This is a genomic window from Flavobacterium branchiophilum FL-15, assembly GCF_000253275.1.
Taxonomy (GTDB): Bacteria; Bacteroidota; Bacteroidia; order Flavobacteriales; family Flavobacteriaceae; genus Flavobacterium; species Flavobacterium branchiophilum.
The window spans coordinates 626,221-643,710 of the sequence record NC_016001.1 but is presented as its reverse complement, the minus strand read 5'-3'; the positions used below and the strand labels follow the sequence as shown (position 1 = coordinate 643,710).

The window sequence follows — 17,490 nt, the reverse complement described above, 5'->3', positions numbered from 1 at the left end:
GGGCGTTCCCCAAGGGTCGGGCTATCCGTTTCAATCTTTTTTGAGGCAGAAAAAGCCTCAAAAAAGGATTTCCACTGCTATCCCTAACGCAAGCAACATGCTACAACAAACAGCATTTTAACTCATTTCTTTAAGGTGCTGAAGGCAATTCAAACACTTCGGCTTTTTTATTATTGATGGTAACCAATAAATATTTTTTATTATTTACCTGTAAAACATCTAAATGTCTAACCGCTTTTTGAGTTAAATCGATACCTATTTGATGACCCAAATAAACCGTTTTTTCATTTTTGATTAATGCACCCGAAAAACCATCAAAGCGGCTATGATAAGGTGTTACCCCAAAATAATTACCCGCTGCAAACACCGACGCTTTGTTGCTTCCATCAAAATTAGCTTTTGCAAAACACGTAATTGGTGCAACTTGCAAAGGATTGCCAAATGGAACAAAAGTAAACTTGCCTTTGTCATTTCTCAAAAACCCCGATTTTAGCGTGTGTACTTCATACAATATGCCTTTATCCAACATTTGCGGCTCAAAAACCTCTTCAACCGTTTTACCTGCAAAATCTTTATAAGCATTAAACTTCTTTTTGAGCATCCCACTAAACTGTTCAGACAATTCATCTAAACCCATAGTCGTGTAGTATTTGCCCCCTTTTTCAATAGCTACAATGGTTTCATACATTTCGTTTTTATCAAAATCGGCATAATACATTTTCATTGGAAAATCGGCAGAGGCTTTAAACTTTGAATTCAACCCCCAATTACCAACTAAATAATCGTCATCGCCATCCTGATCAATATCAAAATTAGTTATCGATTGCCACAAACCATTCAGTTTTTCGGGCAATACATTTGAAGTAACGTCTTTAAATCGGCCTCCTTGATTGGCATAAAACCGTGGTTTCATCCACTCGCCTACTACAATAATATCCTGACTACCATTTGTATCAAAATCGGTTACAATAGCATGGGTAACCATTCCTATTTTTTCAAATGTTTTTTGTTGAACCAAGCTAAAAGTACCTTGATTGTTTTGGAGTAAGTAACAATCTGGATTGCTACCAAAACGGTTATATTGAGAACTATTGCCAATAAAAATGTCTAAATCGCCATCTTTATCAAAATCAATTTTACAAACAACAGCAGCATTTTGGGCTATTTTGGGCAAAGCACCATGCGTCAAACTAGTCCCTTGATACCATCTACTATCAAGAAAACCTGCATTTTCGCCCGTACCCGAAGCCACAAATAAATCATTGATTTTGTCGTTGTTAAAGTCGCCAATAACTGCCGAAACATCCTCAAAAATAGAATCTTTTTCTATATCCGCATAAACTCTTTTTACAAAACCATTTGCAGACTGAAGATATACTTGGGCTGCTTTGCCTCTTGCTCCACCAAAGAAAATATCTTCTTTCCCGTCATTATTCAAATCGCCAACTGCAGTTGCAGGGCCTCTGTCTGATCGTTGATAAGGGATTAATTTTTGTGATAAAAAATCAATAAATTCATTTTCTTGATGAATAAAATCAATGCCTAAATTAGTTGTAGCTTTTTTGAAATACGGTTTCACAACAGGATGTAACTTACTGTAATCAAAAACTTTACGTTTTGCATTAGCTTTGATGGTTAGCGATTGATTGGTCGAAACATGCTTTAAAGTTTGATACGTTTTATCAGGCCAAATGACTACTAACGAATCTATTGCAGCACTATTTTGAAACCCAAAATGAATCATTGGCTCCGACGAAGATTGAAATCCTCTTGTAGTTTGAAGCTCTTTATACTGTTTACTTCCTTTTGAATAAGCAATCACTTTCGCCCCAATACCCCAAACATTTTTTCCTTCAAATTGCAATTTCAATTTCAAAAAACGGGCTTTGTTATTGGTTTGATTGATATAAACAGAGGCTACACTATTCAAATTGTTAGTTACAACATCCAAATCGCCGTCGTTATCCAAATCGCCATAAGCACTTCCATTGGATATGATAGAATCTTGTTGTATCCAATTTTCGGATTGATTGATAAAATTCAAATTTTTTGTTCCTTGAAAAACATAATTAGACACTTTGCCAGAAGGCATTTTATTTAATGCCTCTTTGTCCAACAATTTAGTAGTACTTATTTTTGTTTTTACATTTTCATTAGAATAATATTTTACATAATCTAAATCGTTTGGTCGTTTTGGAATACCGTTACAAACAAATAAATCTTGTTCGCCATCTTGATTGTAATCTGCAAAAAGGCCACTCCAACTCCAATCGGTGGCTGCAATGCCACTCATCAAAGCCGTTTCGGTAAAATGCTGTCCATATTGATTGATTTGCAGCATATTACGAGTATATTGATAATGATACCCCAAACGTTCTGTTCGCATTTTCATCATTTGAACATTATCATCGCCTAGTGAAGATTTCAGTACTTTTTCATTTTCGGGAAGCATATCTAAGGTTAAAATATCGGGAAAACCATCATGATTAATGTCTGAAACATCAACTCCCATCGAAAATCGACTTGTATGCCCAAAATAATTTTTGAGACTTTCGCTAAAAGTACCATCGCCATTGTTGAGATAATAGTAATCGTCTTCGTGAAAATCGTTGCAAACATAAATATCAGGATAACCATCTAGGTTAAAATCAGCCACAGCTACCCCTAGCCCATAACCATTTGCCCCACCAAAAATACCTGCTTGCTCACTAATATCAACAAATTTATTATTATCATTTCTAAACAATTTATCGCCACATTCATAACTTCTTTTGTTCCTAATTTCCGCTTTTCCGTAAGACAATTCCGAGTGTACTGCATGATTGAGTAAATACATATCCAAATCGCCATCCAAATCAAAATCCAAAAATGCAGCAGACGAACTATAATTGTCTAAATCCAATCCATACTCGGCTGCACTTTCTGTAAAAGTATTGTTTTTATTATTTATAAAGAGTTCGTTATGCCCTTCAAATCCATTAATGCCTACAACAGCACAAACATAAATATCCAAATAACCATCGCCATTTACATCGGCCATAATGGTTCCCGAATTCCAATCACTTTGCCCTTCTACACCCGCTTTTGCAGTAATGTCTTCAAATGTATTGTTACCTTTATTCAAATACAATTTGTTTTTGCCTTGATTTGAAGTAAAATAAATATCTACCAATCCATCATTATTGATGTCGCCCATAGCCACACCACCGCCATTATAATAGTACAAATAATCTAAAATAGAAATGTTTTTGGACGGATCCAAGTCGTTTTTAAAATCAATACCACTTTTAGAAGCTTCCAATTTTTCAAATAATCCCGCCTCTTTTTGAGAACACCCAATAATTAGCAATACTAAAAACAGGTATTTATAATAATTAGTCATTTTTTCTATAAATTTTTGGTTGGTTGTTATTGACTACTGCAATGATTGAAACAGCTTTGTTTTTTTGATGAATCATTTGAATATTTTTCACTTCGCCTCTAATATTGAAGCCTGATTTTTGATTAGAAACCCAGGTATAAGTTCCTGATTTTGAACCTAATAACAATCCACCTCTACTACTATCCAAACTACCAAACTGTGGTTTAAATTCGTATTGATTGCCTCCAATAATCAAATCTAAAATACCATCGTTGTTGCTATCAAAAGGACAAATACTATTTACGGTTGAAAATTGTACTTCTTTAGGCAAAGGTTTTACATCAAACTGACCGCCACCCTTGTTGGTTGCCACTATACTTTCCTGAATATTGACGGTTTGCAAAATAGCATTGGACAACACGTCTGAACTAAAAATTTCTTGTACCGCTTTTTTAGAATAATCGGTATAACTCAAGTTTTTCTTTTTGATAGATGGAATTTGTTTGGCCAATTCCGATTTCAAATGTACGGGCATGTCCTTACCAGCTATGGTTCTAGTAGCAATTTGCTCAATAGTGCCGTTGGTATCAAAATCGTTTACAAACAATTTCATCGGGCTAGACAATGTAGCTTTGTATGAGGTATTAGTGCCTTTGTTGCCCAATATTAAATCTTTCTTGCCATCGTTATTGGTGTCCAAACAAGCTACAGTATTCCAAAAACCTTGGTATTGATCCAAGTTAGATTCAAAAGCAGCCAAGCGTCGTCCCGTATTTTTATATATTTTTGGCGACATCCACTCTCCTACTACAATTAAATCTTTTTTATTATCATTATCAATATCTTCCCAAATGGCATCTGTTATCATACCTAACTCATTGATTTTAAATGCTTTTTTATCCAAAACATTGGTAAAATTGCCTTTTCCATCGTTTTCAAGCAAGAGATGTTTGGGCACAATTCCATAAACACCAGGCACACTCCGACTGCCAATAAACACATCAACATCGCCATCATGATCAAAATCATAAGGGGCAATTACCGCAACATTATTATTTGTAGTTGGCAATTTGGTTGTCGATTTTGTAAATAGTCCTTTGCCATTATTCCAATACAATCGGTTCAAATATTGGTCTTTATCGGCTTGTTCATTGCCTCCTGTACCCAATAACAAATCCAAATCACCATCTAGATCAGCGTCAAACAATGCCGCAGCTGTGTCTTCAAAAACGGCATCGGCTTCCAAATCTTTTTGCACAGATGCCAAATATCCAGCACCATTGCTCCAATACATTTTGGCAGCTTGCCCTTTTGCACCACCAATAAATACATCATCGTTACCATCGCCATTGACATCTCCAACGGCTAATGCTGGGCCCTCTTGAGATAATTCTTTTGAAATTAATCCTTCGTAATCAAAATCGATATATTCATTTTCTTGATGGGCGGTCATATTTTGATTTTGTTCTACCCATAATGGTTTGACTTTTGGAGTTTGATTCACAAATGGATTATGAGCATCTGTTATTTTCAAAATAGTAGTTTTATCAATGACTACTTTGGCTTGACTTTGATATTGCCCATTGGGCCAAATCACCCGCATCGAATCAATTTTTTTGGTTCCAATTCCAAATGTCATGGTATAATCAATAGACGATTGAAAGCCTCTAGTTGGAATTAACTCTTGTCTTAAAATTTCTGTCCCTGAAAACAATTCGACTACGCTGCCCACAGCAAATTTATTTTGGTTGTCGCCTTTCAATTGGAATTTCACATAATGATTGTCTTTTTGTTTTTCAGAATTATTTCTATAAACAAAAGCTTCCATATTGACGTTATTGACAATTAAATCCAAATCGCCGTCATTATCCAAATCGCCATAAGCGGCACCATTTGAAAAACTGGGTATGTCCAATCCCCAATTACTGGCTTCGTTGGTAAAAGTTAAATTTTTATTATTTTTATAAGCATAATTGGCAATAGGAGTACTTGGCATTTTGTTGATGATGGTTTCCATGTCATCTTTTTTGCCCGTAATCACCATTTTTTGCATCAAATCATTAGCAAAAAAATCGATAAAATCTTGATTGGTCAAATCATGGTTGATGCCATTGCATACATAAATATCTTTGTAGCCATCATTATCCATATCAAAAAGTAAAGCTCCCCAGCTCCAATCGGTTTTAGAAACCCCAGCATAATGGGCAATTTCTTCAAATTGTTGATTGCCAGTATTGATTTGAAGGGTATTTTGCATGTATTGGTTATAAAAATCCATGCTCAATTTTCGGTTAAACAAATCGTAATTGTCAAAACTGGTGGTTTGTTTCAATCGTTCGTCTTGTTCGGGTAACATATCGGTAACAAAAATATCGGCTAACCCATCATTGTTGATGTCGGCCATATCGGCTCCCATAGAAGACTGACTGATGTGTGTGGCCCAGGATTGAATTTGCTCGCTAAATGTCCCGTTTTTATTATTAATATACAAATAATCTCTTTCATAAAAATCGTTAGAAATATAAATATCTGGATACAAATCACCATTGACATCGCCAACGGTTACCCCCAATCCAAAACCAATCAAACTACCATAAATACCAGATTTTTCGCTAACATCTATAAATTTTCCATGATCATTTCGTAATAATTTATCCCCTCCTCCTTTTAGGATTTCGGCTACATCCCAATCTTTATCTCGCAACTCTCTTTTATTAGAATAATTCAAGCTGCTCACAGGAATAAAACTATTGTTGAGGATGTAACAATCCAAATCGCCATCTTTGTCGTAGTCAAAAAATGCGGCATGGGTTGTAATTCCTGTATCGGCCAAGTTGTATTGTGAGGCTTGTTCAGAAAAAGTAAGATTGCCTTTGTTGATAAACAATTGGCTTTGTCGTTTAGAGTCGATGTTGTTTCCTGCATTGCATACATAAATATCTAATAAACCATCTGCATTGATATCGACCATAACAACACCCGTGGACCAAGATTTGGCCAAATTGATACCTGCTTTGGCAGAAATATCTTCAAATTTGAGTTGTCCTTTGTTGAGATATAATTTATTTTCGCCCAAATTTGAAGTAAAAAAAACGTCGGACAAACCATCATTATTGATGTCGCCAATGGCTACACCACCGCCGTTATAAAAGTTACGGTACTTGAAAATATTCATATTTTCGCCGTTTTTGACTTCATTTTTAAAAGAAATGCCCGTTTCAGAGGATTCAAGTTTGGTAAAAAGTCCATTTTTTGAACCATTTAAACTATCAGAACAAGCTGATAATAAACACATTAAGCATAAAATTGCAGAAAAACGATAAAACATGATATAGAAAAATTGTATTAAAAAAATAAGCTTAAAATAATGGACTAAAATACTATAATTAGTTGAAAAACAAAGCAGTTTTGACGAATTTTTAAACGTCAATTTCAAAAAAAATAAGGTTTAATATAAAAAAAATAAAGAGGGTATAAATACCCTCTTTATCACTAACTTAAAACAAAATATAAAAAACAAAAATTCTTAGTAACCAGGGTTTTGAGAAATGTTTGGATTTGCTAATGCAGAAGCTGGTACAGGGTATAATAAATATTTTGGATTTGAAACAGTAGTTTTTAACTCTCTTGCATTTAAGAAAGTGCCAAAACGTATCATATCTGTTCTTCTAAAACCGTTACCCCATAACTCTCTACCTCTTTCTTTATAAATACCATTCAATGTTGATAAATCGAATGTTACTGTAGCAGGAGCACATCTTGATTCCATAGCAGATATAGCAGCAGTATTATTAGTACCAGTACCTCCGCGCAAAATTGCTTCAGCTTTCATCAATACAGCGTCAGAATATAACATTAAAATATAATCATTCTCTGGTTTGTCCACATTTGCATCTGGAATGTATCTCATCGGTCTATAACCAGCATTTTCAATATTTGTATCTAATATTAAATCCGTATCTATATTTGGTGTAAATACCAAATCAACACCATTTCTATCTTTAACTTTCTCTACACCTCCAGGTTTATATTGTTGACCTTTTTCAACACCCACTGGATTTCCAAAATTTGCAATAATAGCAGGGTCTGCATTTAAAACTCTTCTATCATTTGGAGAAAATCTATTATAAAATTCAGAAACCATTGAAAAACCATTCCAACCACCAGGTGTTTGATTATAGTGATGACTCATATACCAACGAGTACGTAAATCACCCATTGCTTGACCTTGAATATTTTGTGAAGTAAAAATAACTTCAGGGGAAGCGTGATTATTAGGTTTATAATTATCCCAAATATCAGCAGCAATACTAGAATTAGTAATTGCATCAACATGAGCTATTACTTTATTCATATCTGCTGTTGAGAATGTAAAGGGAGCTTGTCTATCAGAATCAGTAAAAACTGCTTTATTTAAATACATTTTTGCTAATAAAAAATTTGCAGCATCTTTATTAGCTAAATGTGGTTTATTAGCAACTTTAGCTGGCAAATTTGGCAAAGCTTCTTCTAACCAAGCAATAATATTTGTAGTAGCTTGAACACCGTTCCATACTTTAGGAAAGTCATTAATATCAGCACCCGCTTCTCTATAAGGAGCTTTTCCCCAATAATCTAAAACAATATGATAATAAAATGCTTTAAGAAATAAAGCCTCGGCCTTTTTTTCTGCAGAAACAGTCCCTAATTGCAAAACTAAATCACAATAGTAAACACTCGACAATAAATTATTCCATGCCCCATTTATTTCACCTGAATTTGCATCCCAAGTTAATGCGTGAAAATTTCGCCATGCACCACCATCACCCCAGTCACCACCTCTTGTTGGAACTACGTATGTATCAGATGCTACTTCTCCCATTGCAAAAGTTTGCCCCTGTCCTTGCAAAGATCTTAATCCTTTATATGCTCCAGCTAAATAAGATTCAGCATCACCATTTTGAGCACCTTCTAAAACTTGCTCTTCTAAATCTGTACAACTCGCCATACTGAACATTAAAGCTCCCGTACAGATAAAGTACTTTATTAAATTCAATTTTTTCATTTTCTAATTATTAAAATGTTACATTAAGACCAAAAGCAAATGTTTTTGCTTTAGGATAAGAAAAATAATCAATACCTGCTGATGGAATACTATTTACTGTTTTATCAGTATCCACCTCTGGGTCAAATCCAGAATAATTTGTAAACAATAATAAATTACTACCATTTGCATATAAACGCAAAGAACTAATTTTCAATTTAGTTAAGAAGTCTGCTTTAAAATTATATCCAATTGTTAAACTACCCATTCTTAAGAAATCGCCTTTTTCTAAATATCTTGTTGATTCTTTATTTGAATCTGCAATACTTTGTGCTGATGTAGCAACACTTTCTGTAACGTTTCTAAATCCAAAGGCACTTTTGTTGAATAATGCATTTGAAGTATTATTATAGATATAATGTCCGAAAGAACCATAGAAAGATGTAGAGAAATCCCAATTTTTGTATGCAACTGATGTTGAGAAACCTAAGGTTGTTTTAGGTAAAGGTTGTTTACCAACATGCATAGGTAATGCGTCCGTTGAACCAACTGTACTACCATCTGGATTCAAATACAATGAATTTCCTGACGCATCATAACCAACAAAGTTTGGTAAATAATAAGAGTACAATGGATACCCATTTTTAATTTGTTCAACATAAGCATTTGATAATCCTTGACCATGAACTTGTCCTATATTATAAGTAGTTGTAAGTCCTGAAATTTCATTTTTAAGAAATGCAGCATTGACAGAGAAATCCCATGTTAAATCAGTTTGATTTAATATTTTATAATTTAATGACAATTCAAAACCTGAATTTTTCAATTTCCCATCTAAATTTTCAAACTTAACACCTTGTGGTGATGGTTGTCCTGATTGTGGAGCATTTGCAACAATTAAATCTTTTGTCTCTTTCACATAATAATCCATAGATCCAGTTAATCTACTTTTCAAAACTGTAAAATCTATACCTACACCACTTGATCTAGTTGTTTCCCATTTCAAATCTTGATTTGGGTTATTAGCCAAAACGAAAATAGTATTATAATATTGTCCAAAAGAAGTTGAGGAGTTTCTTGGAAACTCTGCGTTTCCTGTTGTACCAAAATTACCTCTTATTTTTAAATCATTTAAAGAACCTTCTTTATTTTCGATTAATTTATATGCTAAACCAATTGAACCGAAATTTCCATACTTATTATTCAAACCTGGTTTTGAAGAACCGTCTCTTCTTACGGTCAAATCTACATTCATTTTTTTATATAAAGACAATGAAGTTCTTGCAAAGAATGATTGCATTTCAACACGACCTCTATAAGATTCTGAAACAAATTCAGAAGTAATACCACCTTCAATGTTATCAACTAAATTAGTTTGATTGATGTTATAACCTTTACCTCTAGTTGCATTACCGTTAGACGAATAATCATAATAAGAGTAACCTAAGATTGCATTTAATTTAAAATTATCAGAAAAATCTTTATTGTATGTAAAATTATGCTCAAATGTTTTATTTACCCTTACATCTGTATTCAAATTTGCTTGTCCTCTATAAACTAAACCATCTTGAGGATTATTAGCAACTGCAACATCTTTTATTGCAATTGTTGGTAATAATTGTGCTTTTGTAATACCTTTTGATGTTTCAATACCAAAAGTAAATACATATTTCAAATCTTTAGATAATTTTACAGTAGAAGTAATATTTCCTATTAACTTATCTAAATCAGTTTTATTACTATAATTATCTAATAATTGAAGTGGATTTAAATACTCTTCTGATTCAACATAATAAGTACCATTTGGGTTATACAACGATCTTGTTGGATTCCAATATAATGCCGCTCCCATTAAATTTCCAATATATCCTGTGTTATTAGAAAACAATGTTCTTTCATCTTGAATATTTGCATAATTTATTCTAGTTTCAACTGTAAAATTCCCATTAAAGAAACTATTCGAATTAAATAAAGTTGCAGTATATTTATTCATTCCAGTATTTTTAACAATACCTTCAGTTTGAGATGACCCTAAAGATATTCTCGTACTAGATTTATCTGTTCCACTAGAATAAGATACATCATTATTAAAAGAAAAACCGCTTCTCATAATTGCATCTTTCCAATTGTATGAACCTCCTTTATTACTTCCTGTTGGTGCTAATTCAGCGAATCTTTGTGTACTTAATACATCAAAATCTGTTGATAATTTAGAAGTTGATACTGAAGTTGAAAAAGTTAATTGTGGTTCTTTAGTTTTACCTTTTTTGGTTGTAATTACAATTACGCCATTAGCTCCTCTTGCACCATATATTGCTGTAGAAGAAGCATCTTTCAAAATAGACATACTTTCGATATCATTTTGATTGATAAAACTTAAAGGGTTTTTAGCAGAAGACCCACCTAATCCCATATCAGCTCCACCTGAAGAAACATCACCACCCGCCAAAGGCACACCATCAATAACAATTAAAGGTTCATTACCTGATCTTAAAGATCCATTACCTCTAATTCTAATAGAAGCTGCAGCTCCTGGCTCTCCATTTGAAGAAGTTACTTGAACTCCAGCAACTTTTCCTCTTAAAATTTCTGCGGGAGAAGGTGCCGAAACATTGTCAAACTTTTTTGAACTGATTTGATCTACAGCACCTGTTGCGTCTTTCTTTTTTACAGAACCGTAACCGATTACTACTACTTCTTTCAATTCGCTTTTGTCGTCTTTTAAGACCACGTTTATAACTGTTTTACCAGCTACATTAATTTCTTGGCTTTTTAAGCCAATGTAACTAAACACTAAAACGGCATTGTTTCCAACATTTTTAATGGCATAATTCCCATCTAAGTCAGACTGCACGCTATTAGTTGTTCCTTTAACTGTTACAGATGCTCCAGGTAGTGGACCACTACTGTCTGATATTTTACCCGATACGCTCTGCGCTTGAGCAAAACCAGTAAATACCATCGTTAGAAACACTAATAATCCTTTAAGTAGATTATTTTTCATACGTAATAAAATAATTTGGTTAATAATTAATTGTTTGTTTTTATTTCAGTTTCAAATGTAATGCAATTTTATGATAATTTTATGATTTTTTGAAACTATATCGTTTTCGAGCCACCGAAAACGTTTTCGATTTTTTGTGATCTCTTTATTTTTATGCCTTAAAATTGTTTGAACTTCATTTTTTTTTGAATAAAAAAACATATTGTGTATTTTTTATTCTTTTGTAGTGCTAAAATGATTTTTTTAGCTGTACTGTTTTTTTGTTTTTATTGCTTTAAATCTATTGTTGCTATATAATAAGGTGTCCATTTATCTTATTTTGTACATTTACTTGCGGATGTACGTTAGAAAATGGTACTCATAAGGATGCTTATCGTCTATGGGGTGGGACTCTTTTGAAGCAAGTTGCCACTCCTTTGGGTTGATTTCTGGAAAAAATGTATCGGCTTCAAATGTTGCTTCTACTAATGTAATGTCTAAAACATCGGCCATTGGCATGGTTTGTTTGTATATTTCGCCGCCACCTATTATATATAGGTCTTGATTTTTGGGACATATTGCAAGAGCTTCTTCCAAATTTTGAACCGTAATACAATGTTCGCTATCAAAATTTTTGGTTTTGGACACAATCACATGGGTCCGATTGGGCAATGGTTTTGGAAAACTTTCAAACGTTTTGCGTCCCATTACAATATAATGTCCTGTTGTTTGGGCTTTGAATCGTTTAAAGTCGTTTGGCAAATGCCAAAGCAAGGTGTTGTTTTTGCCAAGTGCCCTATTTTGTGCCATGGCTGCTATAATTATAATCATTTGTAGTGTTTTTGATGACAAAATTATTCAAAAAAATTGTTATTTTAGGAATTTTTGGCTATTTTGTGATTGCGAAATTATTTTTTGAAAACGATTTCTTTTTTTGAGAACGGTTTGTTTGGTTTCATTTTTTTATAGAAAAAGAAAAAAAATCTGCATTTTATTGTAAAAGTCTTAAAACTACTCCTTAATGGTTGATTATTAAAGATTTAAGCGTTACTTTGTAGCCTAATTAATAAAAAATAATTTGTATGGCTATCAAGAAACAATATGTAAAAACTAAAGCTATTTGTAAAATTACTTTTTCTGTAGAAGCCAAAACAGCTACGGAGGCAAGTGTGGTAGGTGATTTTAACGGTTGGAATGCAACAGAAGGCACTTTGAACAAGTTGAAAAACGGCACTTTTAAAGGTGTTTTTGAAGTAAATAAAAACCAAAGTTATGAATTCAAATATTTGGTTGATGGGGTTTATTTGAATGAGCCAGAGGCCGATGGCATGCGTTGGAATGATTTTGCAGGAGCCGAAAATTCGTTGTTGGTTGTAGATGGGGATTAGTTTCGGGCATTTTAGGTTTCGGGCTTCAGGTTTCAAGTTTCGGGTTTTAGGTTTCAGGTTTCAACCTTTATCCTCTAATTTCTAACCTCTAACTTCTTTTTTCTAACCTCTAATTTCTTTTTTCTAACCTCTAACTTCTTTTTTCTAACCTCTAACTTCTTTTTTCTAACCTCTAATTTCTTTTTTCTAACCTCTAACTTCTTTTTTCTAACCTCTAACTTCTTTTTTCTAACCTCTAATTTCTTTTTTCTAACCTCTAATTTCTTTTTTCTAACCTCTAACTTCTTTTTTCTAACTTCTTTTTTCTAACTTCTAATTTCTAACTTAATACTTCATACTTAAACCTTAACACTTACAAAACTTCTTTTAAAGTAGATTTTCTTTCGATGATGTGGGTGGGTAAGATTACTGTTTTGGGTGTATAGATTATTCCGTTTTTGTGGGCTTGCATGGCTTCTAGCAATATATTGAAACTGGCAATACCCATTTCTGAACTGGGTTGATCTACGGTGCTCAGCTTTGGAGCTATTACTTTTGACATGAACCAATTGCTAAATCCTATAATGGCAATTTGGTCGGGGATGTTGATGTTGTTTTCGTTAAAAACAGATATGGCACCAATGGCTACCAAATCGGTAACTGCAAAAAGCCCATCGATTGGCTGTTTTTGCTTGATGATTTCTTGTGCAAAGGCTACTCCTTCTTCAAAAGACACGTCGCTACAGGTATAAACCAAACTAGGGTCGAAAGGAATTCCATTTTTTTCGAGTGCTTTTTTGTAGCCAATAAATCTGTCGATAGCGTTTTGTGGATTTAAAGGCCCTCTAATATGGGCTATTATTTTACATCCTTTGTCTATCAAATGTTGTACGGCTTCCATGGCAGCCTTTTGGTCGTCGATAATTACTTTGGAGCTTGGAATCAGCTTGGATATTTTGTCAAATTGCACAAAAGGGATTTTTCTGTTCAGGATGTCTTTGATGTGTTCGTCGTTGTTGGTATCGTTGGACAACGACATTATGATACCATCAACTCTTTTATTTATAAGTAGTGCTACTTGTTTTTTTTCTAACTCTAAAGATTCATTGGATTGTAAAATAATGACTAAATACCCATGTTTTTCGGCCTCGCCAATGATGCCATTGATGACATTAGAAAAAAAGTGATGTACCACTTCGGGGATAATTAAACCTATTGTTTTAGATTCTTTTGTACGTAAATTTACCGCAAAACTATTTGGAGAATAATGTAACTCTTTTGCAAGGTCCAAAACCGCTTTTTTGGTTTTTGGGCTTACATCGGTATAATTTTTTAAGGCTTTGGAAACGGTTGTAATGGAAATTCCAAGACGTGTGGCTATTTCTTTGAGGGTCGTTTCTTTCATAGAGGTCGTATTTTGAAGTGATCAATCAGATATAAAATTCACACAACAAATATGATATAAAAATTGGTATAAAAAAATTATTGTTTTCATTTTTTATGAAAACAGATGATGTATAACAAAATTGTATTGATTTGATATATTTTTTTAAAAAAAATATTCAATAAAAAGAGTGGTTTATTGCTAGGTGCTTTTATGTATGTTTACTCAGGTTATTACAAATATCATATTTTTTAATAAAATATAGCACAGGATTTAACTAGCAATTACAACTTTTGGTTTTCAAATCAAATTCAAATGATACAAATGTTTAACTTTTTTGCACTACAACATATAAGAAAGTATATGATGCGTTAGGGATAGCAGTTAAATTCCATTTAGAAGCCCCCCAGCTCCCAAAAGGGGTGTGTTATACCAAATATACATCTAAAATAGTCCAATCTATTGGCTCATTTTTGTTAAAATTATCCAAAAAAAAGTTCCGTAGCCCAGCTATGCAACGATTTTTTTTGAAAATTTTCTCTAAAAAATAACTACGCATCTTTGGACTATTTTATAAATATATTTGGTATTATATTTCTTTTGGAGTTTAATGAACGTTGTTTGAAACGAATAGTCCGACCCTTGGGTAACGCCCAAAAATGTGTATTGAAATAGATTTTATTCTAATTGTTAGTGGATTACCCTTTAGTCTCATCAAACAAAAAAAACGCAACAAATTGTATAAAATGTATTTGTTGGAGCTTCAATAATTAATTTTCAAATAGCCATGGCCACTTCTAAAATTTGCCGTATGCAATACATTAATAGCCGATGTAATAGCATACGAAGAGCCGCCGCCGCCACTACCTTGAGCGTTTCCGCCCGCAGAGCCACCACCCCCGCCATAATAGCCGCCGCCGCCGCCGCCGCCAGCTGTCCATCCAGAACTTGTTGCAGCATTGCTAGATCCGCCAGTGCCACCTTGTAGTGCTGCACCTGCTGTAGGCAATATATAATTGGTATCCGAAGGTATTCCACGTGCTCCCCCTGCAGTTTGAGTAGCGGCCCTACCCCATGTTGTTCCATAAGAATAATTATGCCCACTGTAACCATCAAAACCAGTTAAACCACCGCCCGCACTATATGTCGAAGGGCCTGCACTACCACCTGTGGTAGGATAAGTTGTTGCTCCACCACCACCAGCGGCAACGATGAGCGCATTGGCTTGTGAAACTGTTGCATTTGAAAATATGCCCGTCAAACCTCCACCAGCTCTACCAAATCTGGCTGCAAAATTTACTAATGCACCACCCGACCCTCCAAAACCATAAGCGGCATTCATAGTGGTAGATTGCCCACCTACAACAATATACAAAACATCTCCGGGAGTTACTTTGAGTATCGCATTGACTTTACCTCCTTTGCCACCAATATAACCGCCATTATTACCTCCTTGGGCCCCAACGGCTTCTATCAGAATACTAAATACTTCTGAAGGGACTGTCCAGGTTTGCATGCTTCCGGTATAATTGAACGTAACAGGACGTACATAAAGAGGTTTCATGGCAATAAATTCAGCATTTAATTGTCCTAAACAGAGCTGACTTATCAGTACAAAAATGCTAAAAAATTTTATCTTCATAAACGTAAAATTTATTAATTAAAAAGTTAAATAGGCTATTATAATTTAATTTATTCTTAACTCTAACTTACATGTCGTTATTTTCAATTCGTATCTACTACATGTCTATTTTTTTATACCATATAAATTACTGAATTATATTATTTTAAAACAATTACAACAAAATAAGCAAATTAAAAAAAACAAGTGAATTTACAATGTGTTTGTAATCAGTTAAAAAGTGCTATCGCCCGAAATATAACCAAGAGATGCTGACTCCAAAACAACTCCAATGGCACTATTTTGAACCCTAGTTTTGAAACCATTAGCTGAATTGAGCGTTAGGCCCGAAGCTCCTACAACGGTTACCTGTCCAGTTCCCTTTTGTATAATTTGACAAAAAAAACCAGAAGGCAAACCCGTTGGAACAGTAACATTTACCGCAGTAGCACTGTTTATTATAAGTACACCTTTGGTATCGTTTATTGATAAAGTATAGGCGGCTGTTTGAATATTAACTTTGGTACCTGCACCAAGTGATATAGCGACCCACTTGGCTCCATCATAATAATAATAACCCGGAAAAACGTTGTTGGGTGCCGTTCCAGATGTATTGGTATTGTAAACCAATAATCCCGTTGCTGGCGATGCAATTGTAGTTGAATCCAAGAGTCCAGCTAAAGCAACTTTGGGTATTAAAATACCTTTACTTGAAGATTTTACCTCAAGAATTGCTGAACTGTCTATGCTTGTTGTTCCAATTCCTACTTGAGCATATAAGATAAATATTCCAAAAATAGTAAAAACAACCGAATAAAATGCTTTATTTCTTAGCTTCATTTGACGTGATTTTTTAAAACTTAATTGCACAAATTTAAAAAATAATAAAGTTTAAAAAAACATTTCAACGCAAAAAGAGTCCCTATCGATATATAATATATTCATTGTTATTAAACGTACAATTAAAACCACTTGCCGCTATTATTATATAAAAAACAACATTTAATCTGTACCAATTATTCATTATTTTAAACATAACTTTAACATATAAAATTATAAATATTACACAACTTAACTTAATTAAAATTATTTAATTTAAATAAAATACTATTGAAACAATTAATAAAAAACACCGTTTGATTATTATACTATTTTTTTGTAGTTTAGTAGATGCTATCCCAAATATTTTTTAATAAACTTATGTTAACAGTATGTGAATATTAGAAGGTTGAAAAAGTAAATCAAAATTTGATAGTCAAATAGTATTTCATAAATAATAATAATCGAATTTTTTTTTAATAAATATACATTTTTAAAAAATAAAATATATTTTTGTAACAAAATTTTATTAAATGACGTACAAAAAAAGAAATTTATTTATTTTTGAATGAACACCATAGACTATTCGCCAGGATTGCACAAATTGCTCACGTTACATGTAAAAAATACTGAAAAGCTTATCAATAGTGCGGCATTTCAATTATTTACAGATGCCATTTTGTTAGAAAACAATTTGCATCAAGTGGGAATAGTATTGCATCATTTTGAAAATGAGAGTTTTACAATTGCTGTTTGTTTGAAAGAATCGCATATTTGTATGCACACATGGCCAGAATTTAACCAACTTACATTGGATATTTATCTGTGCAATTATCAAAAGGACAACAGCCATTTAGTACAATCGATAGCTCAAAAATATACCGAATATTTTGAAGCAACCATTATAAAAGATATTGAAATAAACCGATAGC

The 17,490-nt window shown here is 33.4% G+C and carries 10 protein-coding genes; 2 read left to right on the top strand and 8 right to left on the bottom strand.

What is annotated here, in order from left to right:
• Nucleotides 1–130 precede the first annotated feature (130 nt).
• The 5 genes from FBFL15_RS02740 to FBFL15_RS02720 all read right to left on the bottom strand — a co-directional run bounded on the left by FBFL15_RS02740 (nt 131) and on the right by FBFL15_RS02720 (nt 12,198).
• Nucleotides 131–3,382 (bottom strand): VCBS repeat-containing protein, encoded by a 3,252-nt coding sequence (locus FBFL15_RS02740; RefSeq protein WP_014083137.1) that lies wholly within the window; start codon nt 3,380–3,382, stop codon nt 131–133.
• Nucleotides 3,375–6,656: a CRTAC1 family protein gene (locus tag FBFL15_RS02735; protein WP_223302296.1), complete on the bottom strand. Its 3,282-nt coding sequence runs from the start codon at nt 6,654–6,656 to the stop codon at nt 3,375–3,377. Before FBFL15_RS02735 ends, FBFL15_RS02740 begins: the two co-directional genes overlap by 8 nt.
• A 231-nt stretch (nt 6,657–6,887) precedes the next feature.
• Nucleotides 6,888–8,405 carry a RagB/SusD family nutrient uptake outer membrane protein gene (locus tag FBFL15_RS02730; protein ID WP_014083135.1) on the bottom strand — a complete coding sequence of 506 codons (1,518 nt, stop codon included), beginning with the start codon at nt 8,403–8,405 and terminating at the stop codon, nt 6,888–6,890.
• A 10-nt stretch (nt 8,406–8,415) separates the two neighbouring features.
• A complete protein-coding gene (locus FBFL15_RS02725) occupies nt 8,416–11,358 on the bottom strand; it encodes a SusC/RagA family TonB-linked outer membrane protein (RefSeq protein ID WP_231847486.1) in 2,943 nt (980 codons plus the stop codon).
• A gap of 357 nt (nt 11,359–11,715) precedes the next feature.
• On the bottom strand, nt 11,716–12,198 hold the full coding sequence (locus tag FBFL15_RS02720; RefSeq protein ID WP_014083133.1) for a dihydrofolate reductase: 483 nt from the start codon (nt 12,196–12,198) through the stop codon (nt 11,716–11,718).
• Between the two features lie 251 nt (nt 12,199–12,449).
• On the opposite strand from FBFL15_RS02720, the gene FBFL15_RS02715 reads away from it, so the two are divergent.
• A complete protein-coding gene (locus tag FBFL15_RS02715; RefSeq protein WP_014083132.1) occupies nt 12,450–12,755 on the top strand; it encodes an isoamylase early set domain-containing protein in 306 nt (101 codons plus the stop codon).
• A 352-nt stretch (nt 12,756–13,107) separates the two neighbouring features.
• On the opposite strand, the gene FBFL15_RS02710 is transcribed toward FBFL15_RS02715, so the two are convergent.
• From FBFL15_RS02710 to FBFL15_RS02700, 3 genes are all read right to left on the bottom strand, one after another.
• Entirely contained in the window at nt 13,108–14,139 is a 1,032-nt protein-coding gene (locus tag FBFL15_RS02710) for a LacI family DNA-binding transcriptional regulator (protein WP_014083131.1), read from the bottom strand.
• Between the two features lie 742 nt (nt 14,140–14,881).
• On the bottom strand, nt 14,882–15,760 hold the full coding sequence (locus FBFL15_RS02705; RefSeq protein WP_014083130.1) for a glycine-rich protein: 879 nt from the start codon (nt 15,758–15,760) through the stop codon (nt 14,882–14,884).
• Between the two features lie 213 nt (nt 15,761–15,973).
• Entirely contained in the window at nt 15,974–16,579 is a 606-nt protein-coding gene (locus FBFL15_RS02700) for a hypothetical protein (RefSeq protein ID WP_014083129.1), read from the bottom strand.
• Nucleotides 16,580–17,126: 547 nt separating this feature from the next.
• Here FBFL15_RS02700 and FBFL15_RS02695 point away from each other — a divergent pair.
• Nucleotides 17,127–17,489, top strand: coding sequence for an S-adenosylmethionine decarboxylase family protein (locus FBFL15_RS02695; RefSeq protein ID WP_014083128.1), 363 nt, complete (start codon nt 17,127–17,129; stop codon nt 17,487–17,489).
• Nucleotide 17,490: the final 1 nt, after the last annotated feature.

Excerpts from the sequence above, each read along its gene's own strand:
- FBFL15_RS02740 (WP_014083137.1), bottom strand. The coding sequence starts at position 3,382 with ATGACTAATTATTATAAATACCTGTTTTTAGTATTGCTAATTATTGGG.
- FBFL15_RS02735 (WP_223302296.1), bottom strand. The coding sequence starts at position 6,656 with ATGTGTTTATTATCAGCTTGTTCTGATAGTTTAAATGGTTCAAAAAAT.
- FBFL15_RS02730 (WP_014083135.1), bottom strand. The coding sequence starts at position 8,405 with ATGAAAAAATTGAATTTAATAAAGTACTTTATCTGTACGGGAGCTTTA.
- FBFL15_RS02720 (WP_014083133.1), bottom strand. The coding sequence starts at position 12,198 with ATGATTATAATTATAGCAGCCATGGCACAAAATAGGGCACTTGGCAAA.
- FBFL15_RS02715 (WP_014083132.1), top strand. The coding sequence starts at position 12,450 with ATGGCTATCAAGAAACAATATGTAAAAACTAAAGCTATTTGTAAAATT.
- FBFL15_RS02710 (WP_014083131.1), bottom strand. The coding sequence starts at position 14,139 with ATGAAAGAAACGACCCTCAAAGAAATAGCCACACGTCTTGGAATTTCC.
- FBFL15_RS02705 (WP_014083130.1), bottom strand. The coding sequence starts at position 15,760 with ATGAAGATAAAATTTTTTAGCATTTTTGTACTGATAAGTCAGCTCTGT.
- FBFL15_RS02700 (WP_014083129.1), bottom strand. The coding sequence starts at position 16,579 with ATGAAGCTAAGAAATAAAGCATTTTATTCGGTTGTTTTTACTATTTTT.
- FBFL15_RS02695 (WP_014083128.1), top strand. The coding sequence starts at position 17,127 with ATGAACACCATAGACTATTCGCCAGGATTGCACAAATTGCTCACGTTA.